The 15731-nt window shown below is 57.9% G+C and carries 7 protein-coding genes; 6 read left to right on the forward strand and 1 reads right to left on the reverse strand.

Annotated features, from left to right (window positions below):
- The first annotated feature begins 46 nt into the window (after positions 1-46).
- Genes TG4357_RS06895 through TG4357_RS06905 form a run of 3 tightly spaced genes read left to right on the forward strand, consistent with a single transcriptional unit; the run spans position 47 to position 5582 of the window.
- Positions 47-1441, forward strand: a complete 1395-nt coding sequence (locus TG4357_RS06895) for an O-antigen ligase family protein (protein ID WP_058262122.1) — start codon at positions 47-49, stop codon at positions 1439-1441.
- A gap of 2 nt (positions 1442-1443) precedes the next feature.
- Entirely contained in the window at positions 1444-2784 is a 1341-nt protein-coding gene (locus TG4357_RS06900; protein WP_058262123.1) for a glycosyltransferase family 4 protein, read from the forward strand.
- The gene (locus TG4357_RS06905) at positions 2781-5582 is read left to right on the forward strand and encodes a calcium-binding protein (protein WP_058262124.1); all 2802 of its coding nucleotides are present in this window, start codon (positions 2781-2783) and stop codon (positions 5580-5582) included. Before TG4357_RS06900 ends, TG4357_RS06905 begins: the two co-directional genes overlap by 4 nt.
- Positions 5583-5594: 12 nt before the next feature.
- On the opposite strand, the gene epsE is transcribed toward TG4357_RS06905, so the two are convergent.
- Positions 5595-6791, reverse strand: coding sequence for an exopolysaccharide biosynthesis GT4 family glycosyltransferase EpsE (epsE, locus tag TG4357_RS06910; protein ID WP_058262412.1), 1197 nt, complete (start codon positions 6789-6791; stop codon positions 5595-5597).
- Positions 6792-6988: 197 nt separating this feature from the next.
- Between epsE and TG4357_RS06915 the strand changes: the two genes are divergently transcribed.
- The 3 genes from TG4357_RS06915 (at position 6989) to TG4357_RS06925 (ending at position 15730) form a co-directional block, all read left to right on the forward strand.
- Positions 6989-7813, forward strand: a complete 825-nt coding sequence (locus tag TG4357_RS06915; protein ID WP_058262125.1) for a glycosyltransferase family 2 protein — start codon at positions 6989-6991, stop codon at positions 7811-7813.
- Positions 7814-7880: 67 nt separating this feature from the next.
- Entirely contained in the window at positions 7881-9200 is a 1320-nt protein-coding gene (locus tag TG4357_RS06920) for an oligosaccharide flippase family protein (RefSeq protein WP_438695873.1), read from the forward strand.
- Between the two features lie 137 nt (positions 9201-9337).
- Positions 9338-15730 carry a type I polyketide synthase gene (locus TG4357_RS06925; RefSeq protein ID WP_058262127.1) on the forward strand — a complete coding sequence of 2131 codons (6393 nt, stop codon included), beginning with the start codon at positions 9338-9340 and terminating at the stop codon, positions 15728-15730.
- Position 15731: the final 1 nt, after the last annotated feature.

Here is a 15731-nt window from a genome sequence, read left to right on the forward strand (position 1 = left end):
TGGGTCAGAATGTGACTTCGACCCAAAAAGGACAAACAGGCGCTGAATGCCGAACGCGTTTGCATTTCTAATTCTGGGGCTATGGCCCCTTGTCTCTGTCGGGCTGTTTCGCGCGTTGCCCGCTGGTCGCGCCCTGCTGGCCAGCCTGATTGTGGCGTATCTCTTCTTGCCACCGCCACCGGCCGCATTCGATTTCCCTCTGATTCCACCGATGACCAAGGAAACCTTGCCCAGCCTGTCAGTCCTTCTGATCTGTCTGATTATGTATCGTGGCAAATTTCGGCTTTTGCCTGACAGCAAATTGGCAACCGCTGCGGTGGCCGCCTTTGTCTGTGTGCCGGTCCTGACCACGTTCAGCAATCTAGATCCGGTTTTCTATGGCCGCGTCGGCCTGCCGGGCATGGGGGTCAAGGATGCGGTGTCATTGGTGCTGCAACAATTCATCTTGATCACCCCGATGCTGCTGGCCCGGGCATTTCTGGCGGATGATCGAAATCTGAAAGAACTGTTGATCGCTTTGAGCATTGCCGGGCTGGTCTATTCCCTGCCAATGCTGGTCGAAGTCCGGTTGAGCCCGCAACTGAATATTTGGATATACGGTTACTTTCAGCACAATTTCGAGCAGATGGTGCGTTATGGCGGGTTCCGGCCCATCGTGTTTCTGTACCACGGCTTGTGGGTGGCCTTTTTTGCCATGACGTCTTTGGTATCGATGACAATCCTTTTTCGGTCCGAAACCGGCCCGAAAAAGGTGATGCTGATCTTCGCAATGATCTATATGGCAACGGTTCTGATCCTGTGTAAATCTGCGGGTTCAATCCTCTATGCGATGCTGCTACTGCCCCTGCTGCTGGTGGTTCCGACGGCGCTGCAACTTCGTATCGCGGTTTTGCTGGCTGTGCTGGCGATTGCTTATCCAACGCTCAAAGCCGCCGATCTGATACCCGAAGCCACAATTCTGCAACAGGCTTCTCGGATCGATGCCGAACGCGCCGGTTCGCTGCAGTTCCGCCTTGAAAACGAAAACATTCTGCTGGATCGGGCACTGGAACGGCCCATATTCGGCTGGGGAAGCTGGGGCCGCAATCATATTCTGGATCCGGTGACCGGCCGCATCATGACCGTGACGGATGGCTTGTGGGTCATAACCCTTGGCGTTTATGGCTGGGTTGGCTTTTTTGCCCAATTCCTGTTGATGACGTCACCGATTTTGCTGCTTTGGACAAAGTACCGAAACGACCGCACGGCACTCATCCCCCCCTATGTCGCGGGGATGTGCCTGCTTCTGGCTGTCAATATTCTGGACCTGATGCCAAATGCGACGCTGACACCGATTACATGGCTGATGGCGGGGGCGTTGCTGGGCTATGCGGAAAAGGAAACAGTGGCCGCCGATGTTCCGCAAAGAAAACCGAAAATGAAATTACGAAGCATAATGTAGCCATGCCGGCCAAGACCTCCACCGCCTCCCGCCCCTTACGCGTTCTGATCATCGCCGAGGCCGCCAATCCCGAATGGGTCAGCGTGCCGCTGGTGGGCTGGTCGCTGGCCGGTGCCATCGGTCGCAAGGCCGAAATCCATATCGTCACCCAGATCCGCAATCGTGATGCGTTTTTGCGGGCGGGGCTGATGGAAGGACGCGATTTTACCGCCATTGATTCCGAAGCCATCGCCCGCCCGCTTTGGGCCTTGGGCAAACTGTTGCGCATGGGCGAAGGCAAGGGTTGGACCGCTTTGCAACTGATCAATGCGCTGTCTTACCCTTATTTCGAATACCTGATCTGGAAACGGTTCGGCCCGATGTTGCGGAAGGGGCAATATGACGTGGTGCATCGCGTCACCCCGCTCAGCCCGACGATATCCAGCCCGATTGCGCGCAAATGTGCCCGGATCGGGGTGCCTTTCGTGGTTGGACCGCTGAATGGGGGGGTGCCTTGGCCAAAGGGATTTGATGCCGAACGGCGACGCGAACGGGAATGGCTGTCCTATCTGCGCGCGGCTTACAAATTGATGCCCGGACGACGCGGCATGTTGCGCCATGCGGCGGCCATAATTGTGGGGTCGCATCACACCCGTTCGGAAATTCCCGCCCGGTTTCAGGACAAAACCGTCTATATTCCGGAAAACGCCATCGACCCAGACCGTTTCAACGCCCGCGCCGCTGCACCGGACGGCGTATTGCGGGCCTGTTTCATCGGACGGTTGGTTCCCTACAAGGGGCCAGACATGTTGCTGGAAGCGGCTTTGCCACTGCTGCAGAAGGGCCTGTTGCAGCTGGACTTGATCGGTGATGGGCCGCAAATGGAAAGCCTGAAACGCTTTGCCGCCGATCACGAGATCGAAAATGCTGTTACCTTCCATGGCTGGCTTGATCATGGCGATGTGCAGAACGTCGCGGCCCAATCGCAGCTTTTGGCTTTCCCTTCGGTGCGGGAATTTGGCGGCGGCGTTGTGTTGGAGGCAATGGCGCTAGGGCTTGTACCGTTGATCGTCGATTACGCCGGGCCCAGCGAATTGGTGACGCCCGGAACTGGGTTCAAGGTTCCAATCGGTTCACGCGATCAGATCGTCGCGGGATTTCACACCCGTTTGACCGAATTGGCCAGCCATCCCGAAGAATTGACCCACATTGGTGTAAATGCCCGCAACAGGGTCGATGAATTCTTTACCTGGGACAGAAAAGCCGATCAGGTCTTGGCAGTCTATGACTGGGTTCTAGGTCATCATTCAGATAAACCAAACCCATTTGCCGCCACCGCACATCCCCGAAAGGATACCGGATGAGATTTGCCGCCCTGTTCAGCCTGTTGCTTTTGCTTGTTCCGCAGGTTTCGCGGGCGCAAGACAATGATGGAACCAAGGCGTTTTTCTTCGCCAATTCTCTGGTTCAGCATCTCAGCGACAGCCCGGAAACCTCGGTCCCGCATTGGCTGCATGAAATCGCGCGTGCCCGCGACAAACGCTTCGCCGCTGATGGCGCTTGGGGGTTTTTGATGCAGTTCAGCGCCAATCTGCCCCCCGACCCGCAATGGTCGTTCAAATCCTTGCCCAATGCGTGGAATTCCGAACGCCAAAACTTTGCTCAGGCGGGGTTCGACGCGGTTGTCATTACGCCTGCGAACTTCATTCAATACCAACCGCCCACCGCCAAATTCGACGGCGACAATCCCCGCAGGGAAAGCCCCCTGACTGCAACGTTGAAAGTGGTCGATTGGGCCGCCGGGCAAACCCCACAAGCCCGGTTTTTCATCTACGAAGGCTGGACAGAAATGGCTGGCAAAGTACCCGCTTTTCCGCCCGATGCCGATGGGCTGAAAACCTATCTGCAAGCCAACACAGGCAATTACCACGGCTGGTTTCAGGACTATGCGAACGCCGTGCAGCAAGCCCGCCCAAATCTCGACCTGACTTTAATCCCGGTTGCCTCGACCCTGTCCGGTCTGTTATCCGACACCGCATTGTCCGGGTTGCAGGCGCTGGACCTGTACAGCGATGATGCCCCGCATGGCACGCCAACGCTTTATCTGCTGGCCGCCCTGATCACCTACGGCCCACTGTTTCAGGATCACTTGCCTACCGAAATCGCATTGCCCGACAGCATTCATCCGCTTGTGCGGCAGCATTACGGTGAAATCGCGTCTTATCTGACGACGGTGCAAACCGGGTCGGTACGACCACATTCCGCCCCCACCCGCGAGCCCGATCGCCCGGCGGTTCCGGCCTTGGCGATGGGTCTGAACGGGATTTCCGACTGGTCCACCCAATACCCGTTCATTGACGTGATGAAATCGGCCCGCCCATGGATCGGCCACCGCAAGGGCGAATGGGGCGGCTGGGATGCTACGCGGCTGCAGGCGGAAGGGTATCTTGATGCAAACGGCTGGCCGCTGCGAATACCCGACGATGTGGAACGGATGGAAAGTTTCATCCTGACCGAAGTACCGGATCAGGCGCTTGGGTTTCGCGGTCGCTACCGGTTGACCTATCAGGGCAAAGGCAAGCTTCAGATTCTTGGCCTGGTCAAAGATGTGACCAATAAACCCGGCGAAATCTGGTTTACGTTCGCCCCGGGCGATGGATTGGTGGCGCTGTCGCTGACCCGGATCGATCCCGACGATCCGATCCGCAACATTCAGGTCATGCACGAAAACCACATTCCGTTTTACGAAATGGGCGCCGTGTTCAATCCCGACTGGCTGACTCTGATCGCGGATTTGCGTGCGGTGCGGTTCATGGATTGGATGAATACCAATAATTCATTGATCCAAAGCTGGGACGACCGCCCGCTTCTGACTGATTACACCTTTGTTCGCCGTGGCGTGCCTTTGGAACTGATGCTGCGGCTGGCAAATGAAATCGGGGCCGACCCTTGGTTCAACATGCCGCATCTGGCCGATGACGATTATGTCACGCGGTTCGCCGAAACCGTCAAAGCGGGCCTGCGACCGGGATTAAAAGCCTATGTCGAATTTTCCAACGAGTTGTGGAATTTCGGCTTCGAACAAACGCAGTGGGCGTTGGCAGGGGCCGCCCAGCGCTGGCCCGGCAAGAAGGACAAGGATGCCTGGCTGCAATTCGCCGGACTGCGCGCGGCACAGGTCGCCGACATCTGGACCGATGTTTTCGGTTCTGAAACCAATACCCGGCTGGTCAGGGTCATCGCCACCCATACCGGTTGGCCGGGGTTGGAAGAAGGCCTGTTGCAGGCCCCGCTTTGGCAGAAGGAAGACCGCGCCAATCAGCCGCCGGTGACACGTTTCGATGCCTATGCCGTGACCGGTTATTTCGGCTTTGAAATGGGCGGCGACGATTTCGCGCCACGCATCAAGGATTGGCTGAGTATCAGCGAAAGCGAGGCGGTCAAGCAGACCTATAAGGCGCTGAAAGCCGGTTCGGTTAAGGAACTGATTGACGACCTGTTTCCCTATCACGCCAAGATTGCCCGCGAAAACGATATGGATCTGGTAATGTACGAAGGCGGCACCCATGTTGTCGGCCATGGCACCTGGCTGAATGACGAAGCGCTGACTGCGTTTTACCAGCGCTTCAATTATTCGCAGGAAATGGCGGCGATCTATGGTGATGTTCTCGATGGTTGGCAACGGGCGGGCGGCACGTTGTTCAACGCCTTTGTCGATGTTTCCAATGCGTCGCAATGGGGCAGTTGGGGCGCCAAGCGGTATCTGGAAGATGAAAATCCCCGTTGGGCGACTTTGATGACCTATAACGCCCAATTGCCCACGGATTGGGATCCGCGCCCGGCCGCCGCATTTCAAAACGGCACCTCGCTTGGCGGCGGCCCCGATCAAGATCTTCTGGAAGGCACGCCCTTGCGCGATGTTCTTGTGGGTCGGGACGGCGACGATTGGCTGGTCAGCCTTGGCGGTGCCGATGCGCTGCATGGCGGCGGCGGCACCGACACTGCCGTTCTGCCAGGTGCGCCGGGCGAGTATCGCTTCACATGGATGGGACCGTTTCTGATGGCCGATGGCCCCGATGGAGAGGTCCAGATGATGTCAGTCGAACGGCTGGAATTTGACAGCGACCCGGGGCAGCTTTACGCGGTCACGCCGCGCGGCTAAGCCGTGACCGCCCTAATTCCGCGTTGCTTCCTGGATCAAGGTATCGGCCCCCCGACCCGCACCGAACCGATCGACCACGGTCCACCGACCCGCCGCAGAAAGACCAAGGCACTTTTGCGGATCCGCAGCCAACGCGGCGATCGTGTCGGCCAAGGTTTCGGGCGCTTTCGGCTGCACCAGAATGCCATCCTGCCCATCGGTGATCAGCTCACGCACACCACCCGCATCGGTGCCGATCACCGGCACTTCACAGCTCATCGCCTCCATATAGGCCACGCCCAAAGGTTCGCTCCAGCTGGCCAGCACAAATAGATGAGCCTCGAACAGTTTGGCGCACACGGTTTCTTCCGGCACAGCCCCCAACAGCATGACATGATCCTGCAATCCGAGGTCCTGAATTTTTTCCGCCAGAACTGTATGAAACCCACCACCGCCCGCATCATCCTCTCCGGCGATTTCCAGCCGCACATCCATGCCGCGATCCAGAAGCAAACGCACCGCTTGCAAAGCATCGACATGCCCTTTCACCAGATGCAGCCGCGCACAGGTGAACAGACGCAGCGTTTCGCCCGGTTGCGGCGGCTGGTACGGCGTCGTTCGGTGCAGCCGGTCAGTATCTACGCCCATTGGCTGAATGACGACCCGATCTGGCAATGCGTCGCCCAGTTTGGGCCGAATATCCTGCACCAAGGCATCGGTAATCACCGTGGCAAATTTCGCGCTGCGCCATTTGAACCGCTGACCGGGACCATAGTCTTCCAGCGGACCATGTAGGCTGATGCTGTAACTGACCCCGTAAAGCCGTTGCGCCAAAGCCGCGATCATCGCCGCGCGACCACAGGAATGGACATGCACATGGGAAATTCCCTGCACCCGACAGTGCTGCGCCAACTTGCGAGCAGCGGGCAGGGAAATAAGAACGTCACGCCAGAAATCCTTGCCGGCCCCTTCGCGCAGCAATTCGCGCAACGGCAGGCGCGGCAGGCCGGCCAACAAGGATGAAATCGATGCGCTGGCCAGATATTCGGTCCGTTCCATCGCGGATTGTGACCAAGCATGTGATACCAGTCCCGGCGGCGGTGGCCGGGTGGAAAACAGACAGACGTCTACCCCTGCCTCTTCGATCTTTTGAATTTCGCGCCAGAAAAAGATATGGGTCTGCCCCGGAAACTGCGGCACAAGATATCCGAGCTTGGTAATTTTCGGCACGACGGCCCCTTTCTGCGTCACAACTGACTGGAAACGCTTGAGCCAAACAAATCCAACGTCATGACAAATTTAAACCACAAACGGATGATGAACATCTATTGCGCTGGCACATCGACCGGTGCTGTTGCAATATTGAATCTAAATCGTCGGCATTAGGGGTGCCGGTGACACCGGAAAAGAGCGTTTCATACACCCTGATGATATCTGTAATTATTCCCGCCAATAACGAAGGCCCGATGATCGGAGCCTGCCTGTCTGCGCTTCTGGCATCGGACCTGCCCCAAGGCGCAATGGAAATCCTTGTTGTCGCCAATGGCTGTAGCGATGATACCGCCACCCGGGCACGGGGATCTGAAACTCAAGCGGCCGCCAAGGGATGGCCCCTGACCGTGATCGAATTGCCCGAAGGTGGCAAGCTGGGCGCGCTGAATGCGGGCGATGCGGCGGCCAAGGGCGATTGCCGTGCCTATCTGGACGCCGATGTCGTGGTCAGTCCCGAGCTGATGCAGCAATTGATGCAGGCGCTTGCAACCGACACGCCGCGCTATGCCAGCGGCCGCGTGAACATCCCAAAGCCGGTACGCTGGGCCAGCCGCGCCTATCGTGCCTTTTACCTGACCGTGCCCTTCATGACCGAAGGCGTGCCGGGCTGCGGGTTGTTTGCGGTGAACGCCGCAGGCCGCGCCAGATGGGGGGTGTTTCCCGATATCATTTCCGACGACACCTTTGTCCGGCTCAGCTTTGCACCCGGCGAACGGATCGGCGTTGATGCCCCATATGACTGGCCGCTTGTCGAAGGGTTCGGAAACCTTGTCCGGGTGCGGCGACGGCAGGATATCGGGGTGGCAGAAATCGTGTCCCGCTATCCGGATCTGCTGAAAAACGATGACAAAAGGTCTTATGGTGCAGGTCGGCTTGTCGTGAATATCCTACGCCACCCGCAGGGTTTTTTCCTCTATGCCTTGGTTGCACTGATGGTTAAATTCGGCAAAAATAGTTCCAGCTGGAGCCGTGGAAGATGACCGCGCCCTGCCTGAGGTTTCAAGGTTTATGATTAACACTTTCCGCCGTTTCAGCTTGGGAAGCAGCTTGACCGAACGCGCATTACGCAGCTCGGCGATCACCTCGTTGGGATTTGTCGTTTACCAGGGCCTGCGGTTGATATCGAACCTGGTTCTGACCCGAATCCTGTTTCCCGAAGCATTCGGCCTGATGGCGCTGGTTTCGGTTGTGATGATGGGGCTGGCGATGTTTTCCGATGTCGGTGTTAGCCCATCGATCATGCAATCCGCCCGTGGCGATGAAGAAGATTTCCTGAATACGGCATGGACGATTCAGATTATCCGGGGCGTCAATCTGTGGATCGTGACCTGCCTTCTGGCCTATCCGGTATCGGTTTTCTATCAGGAATCGCAACTGCTTTACCTGTTGCCTGTGGCTGGGCTGACACTGCTGATCAACGGTTTCAACCCGACCAAATTGGAAACCGCCAACCGCCATATGCGGGCCGGACGGGTCACGCTGATCGACATCGGTGTGCAGGTGGTCGGGTTGGTGGTGGCCGTAATCGCCGCATGGATCACCGGATCGGTCTGGGCGCTGGTGCTCAGCGGTCTGGTCAGCGCGATCGCTCAGGTCGTTTTCCTGGCTTATTTCCTGCCCGGGGTGCCCAATCGGCTGCGCTGGGAAAAATCGGCCGCAAACGAATTGATCCATTTCGGGAAATGGATATTTCTCAGCACGATATGTGGCTTCTTCATCGGACAAAGCGATAAGCTGGTGATCGGTAAATACCTGTCTTTGGATGAATTCGGCGTCTACAATATCGGTTTTTTTCTGGCCTCTTTTCCGCTGCTGCTGGGCGGTATGGTCACCCGCAAAGTGTTGATACCGATTTACCGGGAAAATCCACCAAAGGAGTCGGTCGAAAACTTCCTGCGGCTGCGTAAAATGCGTTTTTATGCCACCGGGTTCCTGATGGTGATGGTGACGACGGTAGCGCTTTTGGGCGTCTGGCTGGTCGATCTGCTGTATGACGCCCGCTATCTGCGCGCGGGGGCGGTGGTGGTGGTGCTGGCTTGTGTTCAGCTGCCGCAAATCATCGTCCTGACATATGATCAGGCGGCGCTTGCGGCTGGGGATTCGAAGCGGTTTTTCGTTCTGGCGGCGGCACGCGGCGTTCTGATCTTTGCTGGTTTGCTGATCGGGCTGGAACTGGCCGGGCTGTTGGGCGCACTCCTGGGATTGGGTCTTGCGTATATCAGTGCCTATCCGGTCGTGGTGTGGTTATCGCGTCACCAAGGGGCGTGGGATCCATTGCATGACGCCATATTCGCGCTGATCAGTGCGCTGGTGATATCCCTTATCTTGTGGCTGCATTGGGATGATATTCTGAAACTGGCACAGTGAATTGTTGCCGTTTCACACATTTTAATCGCCAACTTTATTGAAAATAAGGCTAAAAAGGCGATGCAACGCCTCAAAACAACCCCAATTTGCCCGTATCATTATCATAAGCGCTTAGTGAATCGAATGAGTTTGTTTTAATGCCGGAAACAATAGAAACCGCCCCAACACCCACTGCCGATATCGCAATCGTGGGCATGGCGGCGCATCTTCCGGGTGCGCCGACAATTGCGGATTATTGGGCCAATCTGCGCGACGGTATTGAATCGATCCGCCACCTTTCCAAGGAAGAACTGCTGGCAGCGGGTGAAGCCCCGCATATGCTGGAACGCGACGATTACGTACCCGCCGCCGCCGTTCTGGACGGGTTCAAGGATTTTGATGCAGAGTTTTTCGGCTTTTCCCCGAAAGAGGCCGCAATCCTAGACCCGCAGCACCGGCACTTTCTGGAAACTGCGTGGGAAGCCTTGGAAAATGCCGGTCATCCACCAGAAAATTTCCAAGACCCGGTCGGCGTTTTCGGCGGCAGTGGCATGGGCAGCTATTTCTATTTCAACATCTGTTCGAACCGTGATCTGGTCGATAGCACCGGCATGTTCCTGCTCCGCCATACTGGCAATGACAAGGATTTCATGGTCACACGCCTGTCTCATGTGCTGGACCTGAAGGGCCCGTCGGTCAATGTGCAGACCGCGTGTTCCACGTCTCTGGTCGCGACCCATTACGCCTGCCAGTCGCTGCTGAATGGCGAATGCGACATGGCGCTGGCGGGCGGTGTGACCATCGAGCTGCCCCATGCACGCGGGTACTTGTACAAAGAGGGTGAAATCCTGTCACCCGATGGTCATTGCCACGCCTTCGATCACCGGGCACAGGGCACCGTGTTCGGATCGGGCGCAGGGGTTGTCGTGTTGCGCCGGCTGGAAGACGCCATCGCGGACGGCGATCACATCTGGGCTGTAATCAAGGGATCTGCGGTCAACAACGACGGTGCCGCCAAAGCCGGTTATCTGGCGCCATCGGTCGACGGGCAGGCGGCGGCGATTGCAGATGCGCAGGCGCTGTCGGATGTCAGCGCCGACACCATCGATTACATCGAATGCCACGGCACCGGCACCTATCTGGGCGACCCGATCGAAGTTGCGGCGCTGACCCAGGCGTTTCAGGAAACCACCGATGAAACGGGCTTTTGCCGGATCGGATCGGTGAAGACCAATATCGGCCATCTGGACACGGCGGCGGGTGTCGCCAGCCTGATCAAGGCAAGCCTTGCGTTGCACAACCGTCAGATGCCGCCCAGCCTTGGCTATGAAAAACCCAACCCGGCGATCGATTTTGACCATTCGCCGTTCCGGGTGAATGATACTTTGACCGATTGGGTATCCCATAAAGGCCCGCGCCGCGCCGGGGTCAATTCGTTGGGCGTCGGGGGCACCAATGCGCATGTGGTGCTGGAAGAAGCACCCGAACGCGCCTTGTCGGAGGAAAGCGATTGGCCGTTCCAGATCCTGACCGTTTCAGGCCGCAACAAATCCGCGCTGGAAGCCAATAGCGCCAATCTGGCCGCGCATCTGCGCGCCCACCCGGAACAGCCGCTGGCGGATGTGGCCTGGACATTGAAAGAAGGCCGTCGTGCCTTTGAACGGCGCCGCGTTGTTGTGGCCGAAACCCATGAAGACGCCGCTGATTTGCTGCACGCAAACGACCCGCGCCGGGTTTTCACCCACACCGTGGTGGGTGATCGACCCGAAGTGGTGTTCATGTTCCCCGGCGGTGGTGCACAATATGCGGGCATGGCGCGCGATCTTTATGAAACCGAACCCGTTTTCGCCGAATGGATGGATCGCGGCCTTGCGGTTCTGCAAGGCAAGATCGATTACGACATCCGCGCCTTGTGGTTGCCCGAAAGTGGCGACGAAGCCACCGCGAATGAGACGCTTAAAAAACCTTCGATCCAACTGCCGCTGATCATGATCGTGGAATATGCACTGGCCCAGCTTTGGATCAGTTGGGGGGTGAAACCCGTTGCCTTGACCGGCCATTCCATGGGGGAAAACACTGCGGCCTGTCTAGCCGGTGTCATGAGTTTCGAAGATTGCATCGGGTTAGTACACCTGCGCGGCACCTTGTTTGATACCGTCCCCGCCGGCGGTATGCTCAGCGTGTCGCTGCCTGCCGCAGAGCTACAGCCGCTTCTGGCCGACGATCTGAACCTTGCCGCCGTCAATGCACCGGGGCTCAGTGTTGCATCGGGGCCGCAAGCGGCTTTGGACCGGCTTGAAACCGAACTGAAAGCGCACGATATCGACTGCCAGCGTATCGCGATCAACATCGCCGCGCATTCGCGGATGCTGGACCCGATACTTGACCGGTTCCGCGCCTATCTTAACTCCATTTCGCTGCACCCGCCACAAATCCCGTTCACTTCGAACCGGACCGGACAATTCATCACACCGGATCAGGCAACCGACCCCGATTATTGGGTCGGACACCTGCGCAACACGGTACTGTTCGCCGACTGCATTGGAACGCTGGCCCAATCCGGCGAAAGGGTTTTCATCGAGGTTGGGCCAGGCAAGGCGCTGGCTTCATTGACCGGTCAGCATCCCGATGTGACCCCAAACCAAGTGATCGGATCACTGCGACATCCGCAGGACGGCATCGCAGACGACACCTATTTCGCCGCAATGCTGGGCCGGACATGGGCCGTTGGGGTCGATTTCGACTGGCATCAAGTCTGGGGGGAAGCGCGACGCAACCGCGTGGTACTGCCCTCCTATGCTTTCCAGCGTCAGGAATATTTCATCGAACCCGCAGCGGCGGGCAAGGCACCTGCCGACGAATGGCTGATGCGGCGGGATGACATGGACAATTGGGCCTACCGGCCGGTGTGGAAAGCCCGCTATGCCGATTGCGCGGCGGACGTGACCGGCGACCTGTCCGATGCCGCCAAGGAAACTTGGCTGATCTTTGAAGACGAAACCGGCATGGGCGCGGATATTTCCAAACGCCTGCGTATGGCAGGACACCAGGTCATTTCGGTCCGTCCGGGTGATGCGTTTGCCAAGACAGAATTCGGCTACGTGCTGGCCCCTGAACACGGACGCGTAGGATACGATCAACTGCTGCAGGATCTTTCGACGCATGGCCATTTACCCAGCCGCATCTTGCATCTTTGGCTTCTGACCGAAGACGAAAAGTTCCGCCCCGGCAGCAGTTTTTTCCATCGCAATCAGGAATATGGTTTCTATTCCCTGCTGTTCCTGGCGCAGGCAATCAGCGAACAGAATGCGCCCACACCGCTGCATATTACGGTAGTGACATCGGACGCGGCCCAGGTGCGTAATGAAACCTTGCGCTATCCCGACAAGGCCACGGTGATGGGGCCAGCCCGGGTCATCCCGCGCGAATTCCCCGGGATCACCTGTTCAGTGCTGGATGTGGAACGCATCGAGCACGGTAAAAAACGTGGCAACGGCCCGATTTTCGACAATCTGCTGGAAGAGGCCCTTGCGACCCCTGCGAACACGGTCGCCGCGATCCGCAGTGATAAAAGGTTCGAACTGGATTTCGCTGATATCCCGTTTGCACCGCCGGGTGACATCGCCCTCCGGCAGGGTGGCACCTATCTGATTACCGGTGGCTTCGGTGGTATCGGCGTAACCTTGGCCGAAGCCCTGATCGAACGTGCGCAGGCCAATATTATTCTGCTCGCCCGCACCCCGCTGCCCGATCACGCGGATTGGGCCGATATCTTGAACAAAACCGCCCCCGGTGACCCGGTCGCGCGGCGCATCCGCGCTGTGCAGCAGTTGGAACAGGCAGGGGGACAGGTTTTGGTTCTTCCCGCCGATGTCAGCAATGTCGAAGACATGCAGGACGCGGTACAGATCGCGCGTGACCGTTTCGGGGAAATTAACGGCGTCATTCATGCCGCAGGTGTGATCGCCGATGCGCCTATCGTGGGCAAATCGCTGTCGGATATCGAAGACGTTTTCACCCCGAAGATTCACGGCACCCAGGTACTGGATACCCTGTTTCCCGATGGCACACTCGACTGGATGGTGCTGTTTTCTTCCAGTTCGACCGCGACCACCCCTGCGGGGCAGGTCGATTATGTTGCCGCCAATGAATTCCTCAACGCCTTTGCCAAATCCCGTTCCGGCGGGCAGACACGGGTGATGGCAATCGATTGGGGCATCTGGGCCGATACCGGCATGGCCGCCGATGCAATGGCCGCGCGCACCGGTGCTGCCAACAAGGTGAAACCGGAACCCGCAGGCAAAGCCCTGCTTGATCTGAAAAGCTTTGACGCAGATGGTGCGCGGCTGTTCACCAGCACATTTTCTGCCAGCGACCGCTGGGTGTTTGATGAACACCGCACAGCACAAAACGATATCTTGCTGCCCGGAACCGGCTATCTGGAACTGATCCACGAAGCGTTGCGGTCTCAAGGGGAATCCGGCCCTTATGAAATCAAAGATCTGTTTTTCCTGTCGCCGATGCAACTTGATGGCCATGGCGATCGCCAGATGCGCCTGCGCCTGCCGCGCAGCGACCAAGGGTATGATATCGAAATCCAAAGCGCCGATCGGAGTACAAATCGGTTCGAAGTAAATGCACAAGGGTCGATCGCGCTGCTGCCCTTGGCCCAGCCGGACAAGATTGACCTTGCCGGTATCGCCGCACGGTGCGGCGCAGTGGAAATGGCACCAGAGGGCGGATCACTGCCCACGCCACAAGAACATCATTTGAATTTTGGTCCGCGCTGGCGCGTTTTGAACACCGCGTCCTTTGGAAAAGACGAAGGGATTGCGCGGCTGATCCTGCCGCCGGAATTCCGCGAAGACCTGAACGACTATGCGTTGCATCCCGGGTTGTTGGATATCGCCACCGGCTGGGCAATGCAGCTGATCACGGGCTATCGGCCCAGCCATTTATGGGTGCCGGCATCCTATCACCGGCTGCGCATTTTTGCACCACTTCAAGGTGACCTGTTCAGTTGGGTCCGCAATACCGGGAAAAATTCCGACGAAGGTCCAATGGCGACCTTTGACATTACCATCGCCGCGCCAGACGGTACCGTCCTGCTGCAAATCGAGGGCTTTTCGATCCGCAAGCTGGAAGGCGATACCGCCTTCGCCCGGACCGAGGCGCAGTTGGCTGAGATCGACCACCGTCCACTTTCGCCTGCCGAAGAACGGTTGCAGCACAACCTGTCCCAAGGCATCCGCCGCGAAGATGGCGCAGAGGCGTTTTTCCGTGCGCTTGCCAGCGGCCAATCGCAGATCGTGGTATCCTCGCTTGATCTGCACAAGCTGATCGAACAGGCCAGCGATACCGTGAAGGCCGACAGCAGCGAACAGAAATTCCAGCGCCCCGAGCTGGATCAGGACTATGCCGCCCCGGAAACCGATGTGGAAAAGCGCCTAGCGGGATTTTTCCAGGAATTATTGGGTGTTGATCAGGTTGGTGTCGATGACAGTTTCTTCGATTTGGGTGGTCATTCGCTAATCGCGGTGCGGCTGTTCGCCAAGATCAAGAAAAGCTTTGGCACCGATTTCGCGATCTCCGTGCTGTTCGAAGCCCCGACAATCCGTAAGATTGCGGCGATGCTTCCAATTCAAGGCGACGCAGCGACCGAGGACCAGGTCGTCGCCACCGTTCCCGAACGCCGTTTCACTCATGTGGTGTCGATGCATCAGGGCGAGGGCGGGGCGCATACGCCGTTCTTTCTTGTCGCCGGGATGTTTGGAAATGTTTTGAACCTGCGTCATCTGGCACATATTCTGGGCAATGACCGGCCCTTCTTTGGGTTGCAAGCGCGCGGTCTGTATGGCGATGCCGATCCGCATCACTCGATTCAAGACGCAGCGCGCGACTACATCGCCGAGATGCGTCAGGTACAACCGCATGGGCCTTACATGATCGGCGGGTTTTCCGGCGGAGGAATCACCGCTTATGAAATCGCGCAGCAACTGACTGGTGCCGATGAAGATGTGTCGATGCTGATCATGCTCGATACGCCATTGCCGGTGCGCCGACCGTTGTCGAAACGCGACCGGGCGATGATCCAATGGCTGCAACTGAAGGAAAAAGGCCCGCTGTACCCGCTGCAATGGGCCTCGAACCGGGTCCGTTGGGAAATTGCCAAGCGGCGTGGTCAAGGTGGCACCGATCAAGGACCGGCAAAATTCCACAACGCCGAAATCGAGTCGGCCTTCCTGCAAGCGGTCGGCGATTATCACCTGAAACCGTGGAATGGTCCGCTACAGCTTTACCGCCCGCCGCTACAGGGCAAATGGCAGGTGGCCCCGGACCGGATGGTAAATTCGGAACGCGCTTATGTGCTGCCTGACAATGACTGGACACAGTGGGCCCCTCAGGTGCAGGTGTTCGAGGTACCAGGCAATCACGACTCCATGGTACTGGAACCCAATGTCCGGGTTCTTGCGGCCCGTATTAAGGCCGGTTTCAAGGCAACAGAGGCCCGCCAAAATCACGGTTGTGCCCCCGGCAAGGCGGCGGAATGAA

It is taken from the genome of Thalassovita gelatinovora (assembly GCF_001458355.1).
In the GTDB taxonomy this organism is placed as follows: Bacteria; Pseudomonadota; Alphaproteobacteria; order Rhodobacterales; family Rhodobacteraceae; genus Thalassobius; species Thalassobius gelatinovorus.

Bases quoted from the DNA above. Each gene is read 5' to 3' on its own strand.
- TG4357_RS06905 (WP_058262124.1), top strand. From the start codon at position 2,781: ATGAGATTTGCCGCCCTGTTCAGCCTGTTGCTTTTGCTTGTTCCGCAG.
- TG4357_RS06915 (WP_058262125.1), top strand. From the start codon at position 6,989: ATGATATCTGTAATTATTCCCGCCAATAACGAAGGCCCGATGATCGGA.
- TG4357_RS06900 (WP_058262123.1), top strand. From the start codon at position 1,444: ATGCCGGCCAAGACCTCCACCGCCTCCCGCCCCTTACGCGTTCTGATC.
- TG4357_RS06895 (WP_058262122.1), top strand. From the start codon at position 47: ATGCCGAACGCGTTTGCATTTCTAATTCTGGGGCTATGGCCCCTTGTC.
- TG4357_RS06925 (WP_058262127.1), top strand. From the start codon at position 9,338: ATGCCGGAAACAATAGAAACCGCCCCAACACCCACTGCCGATATCGCA.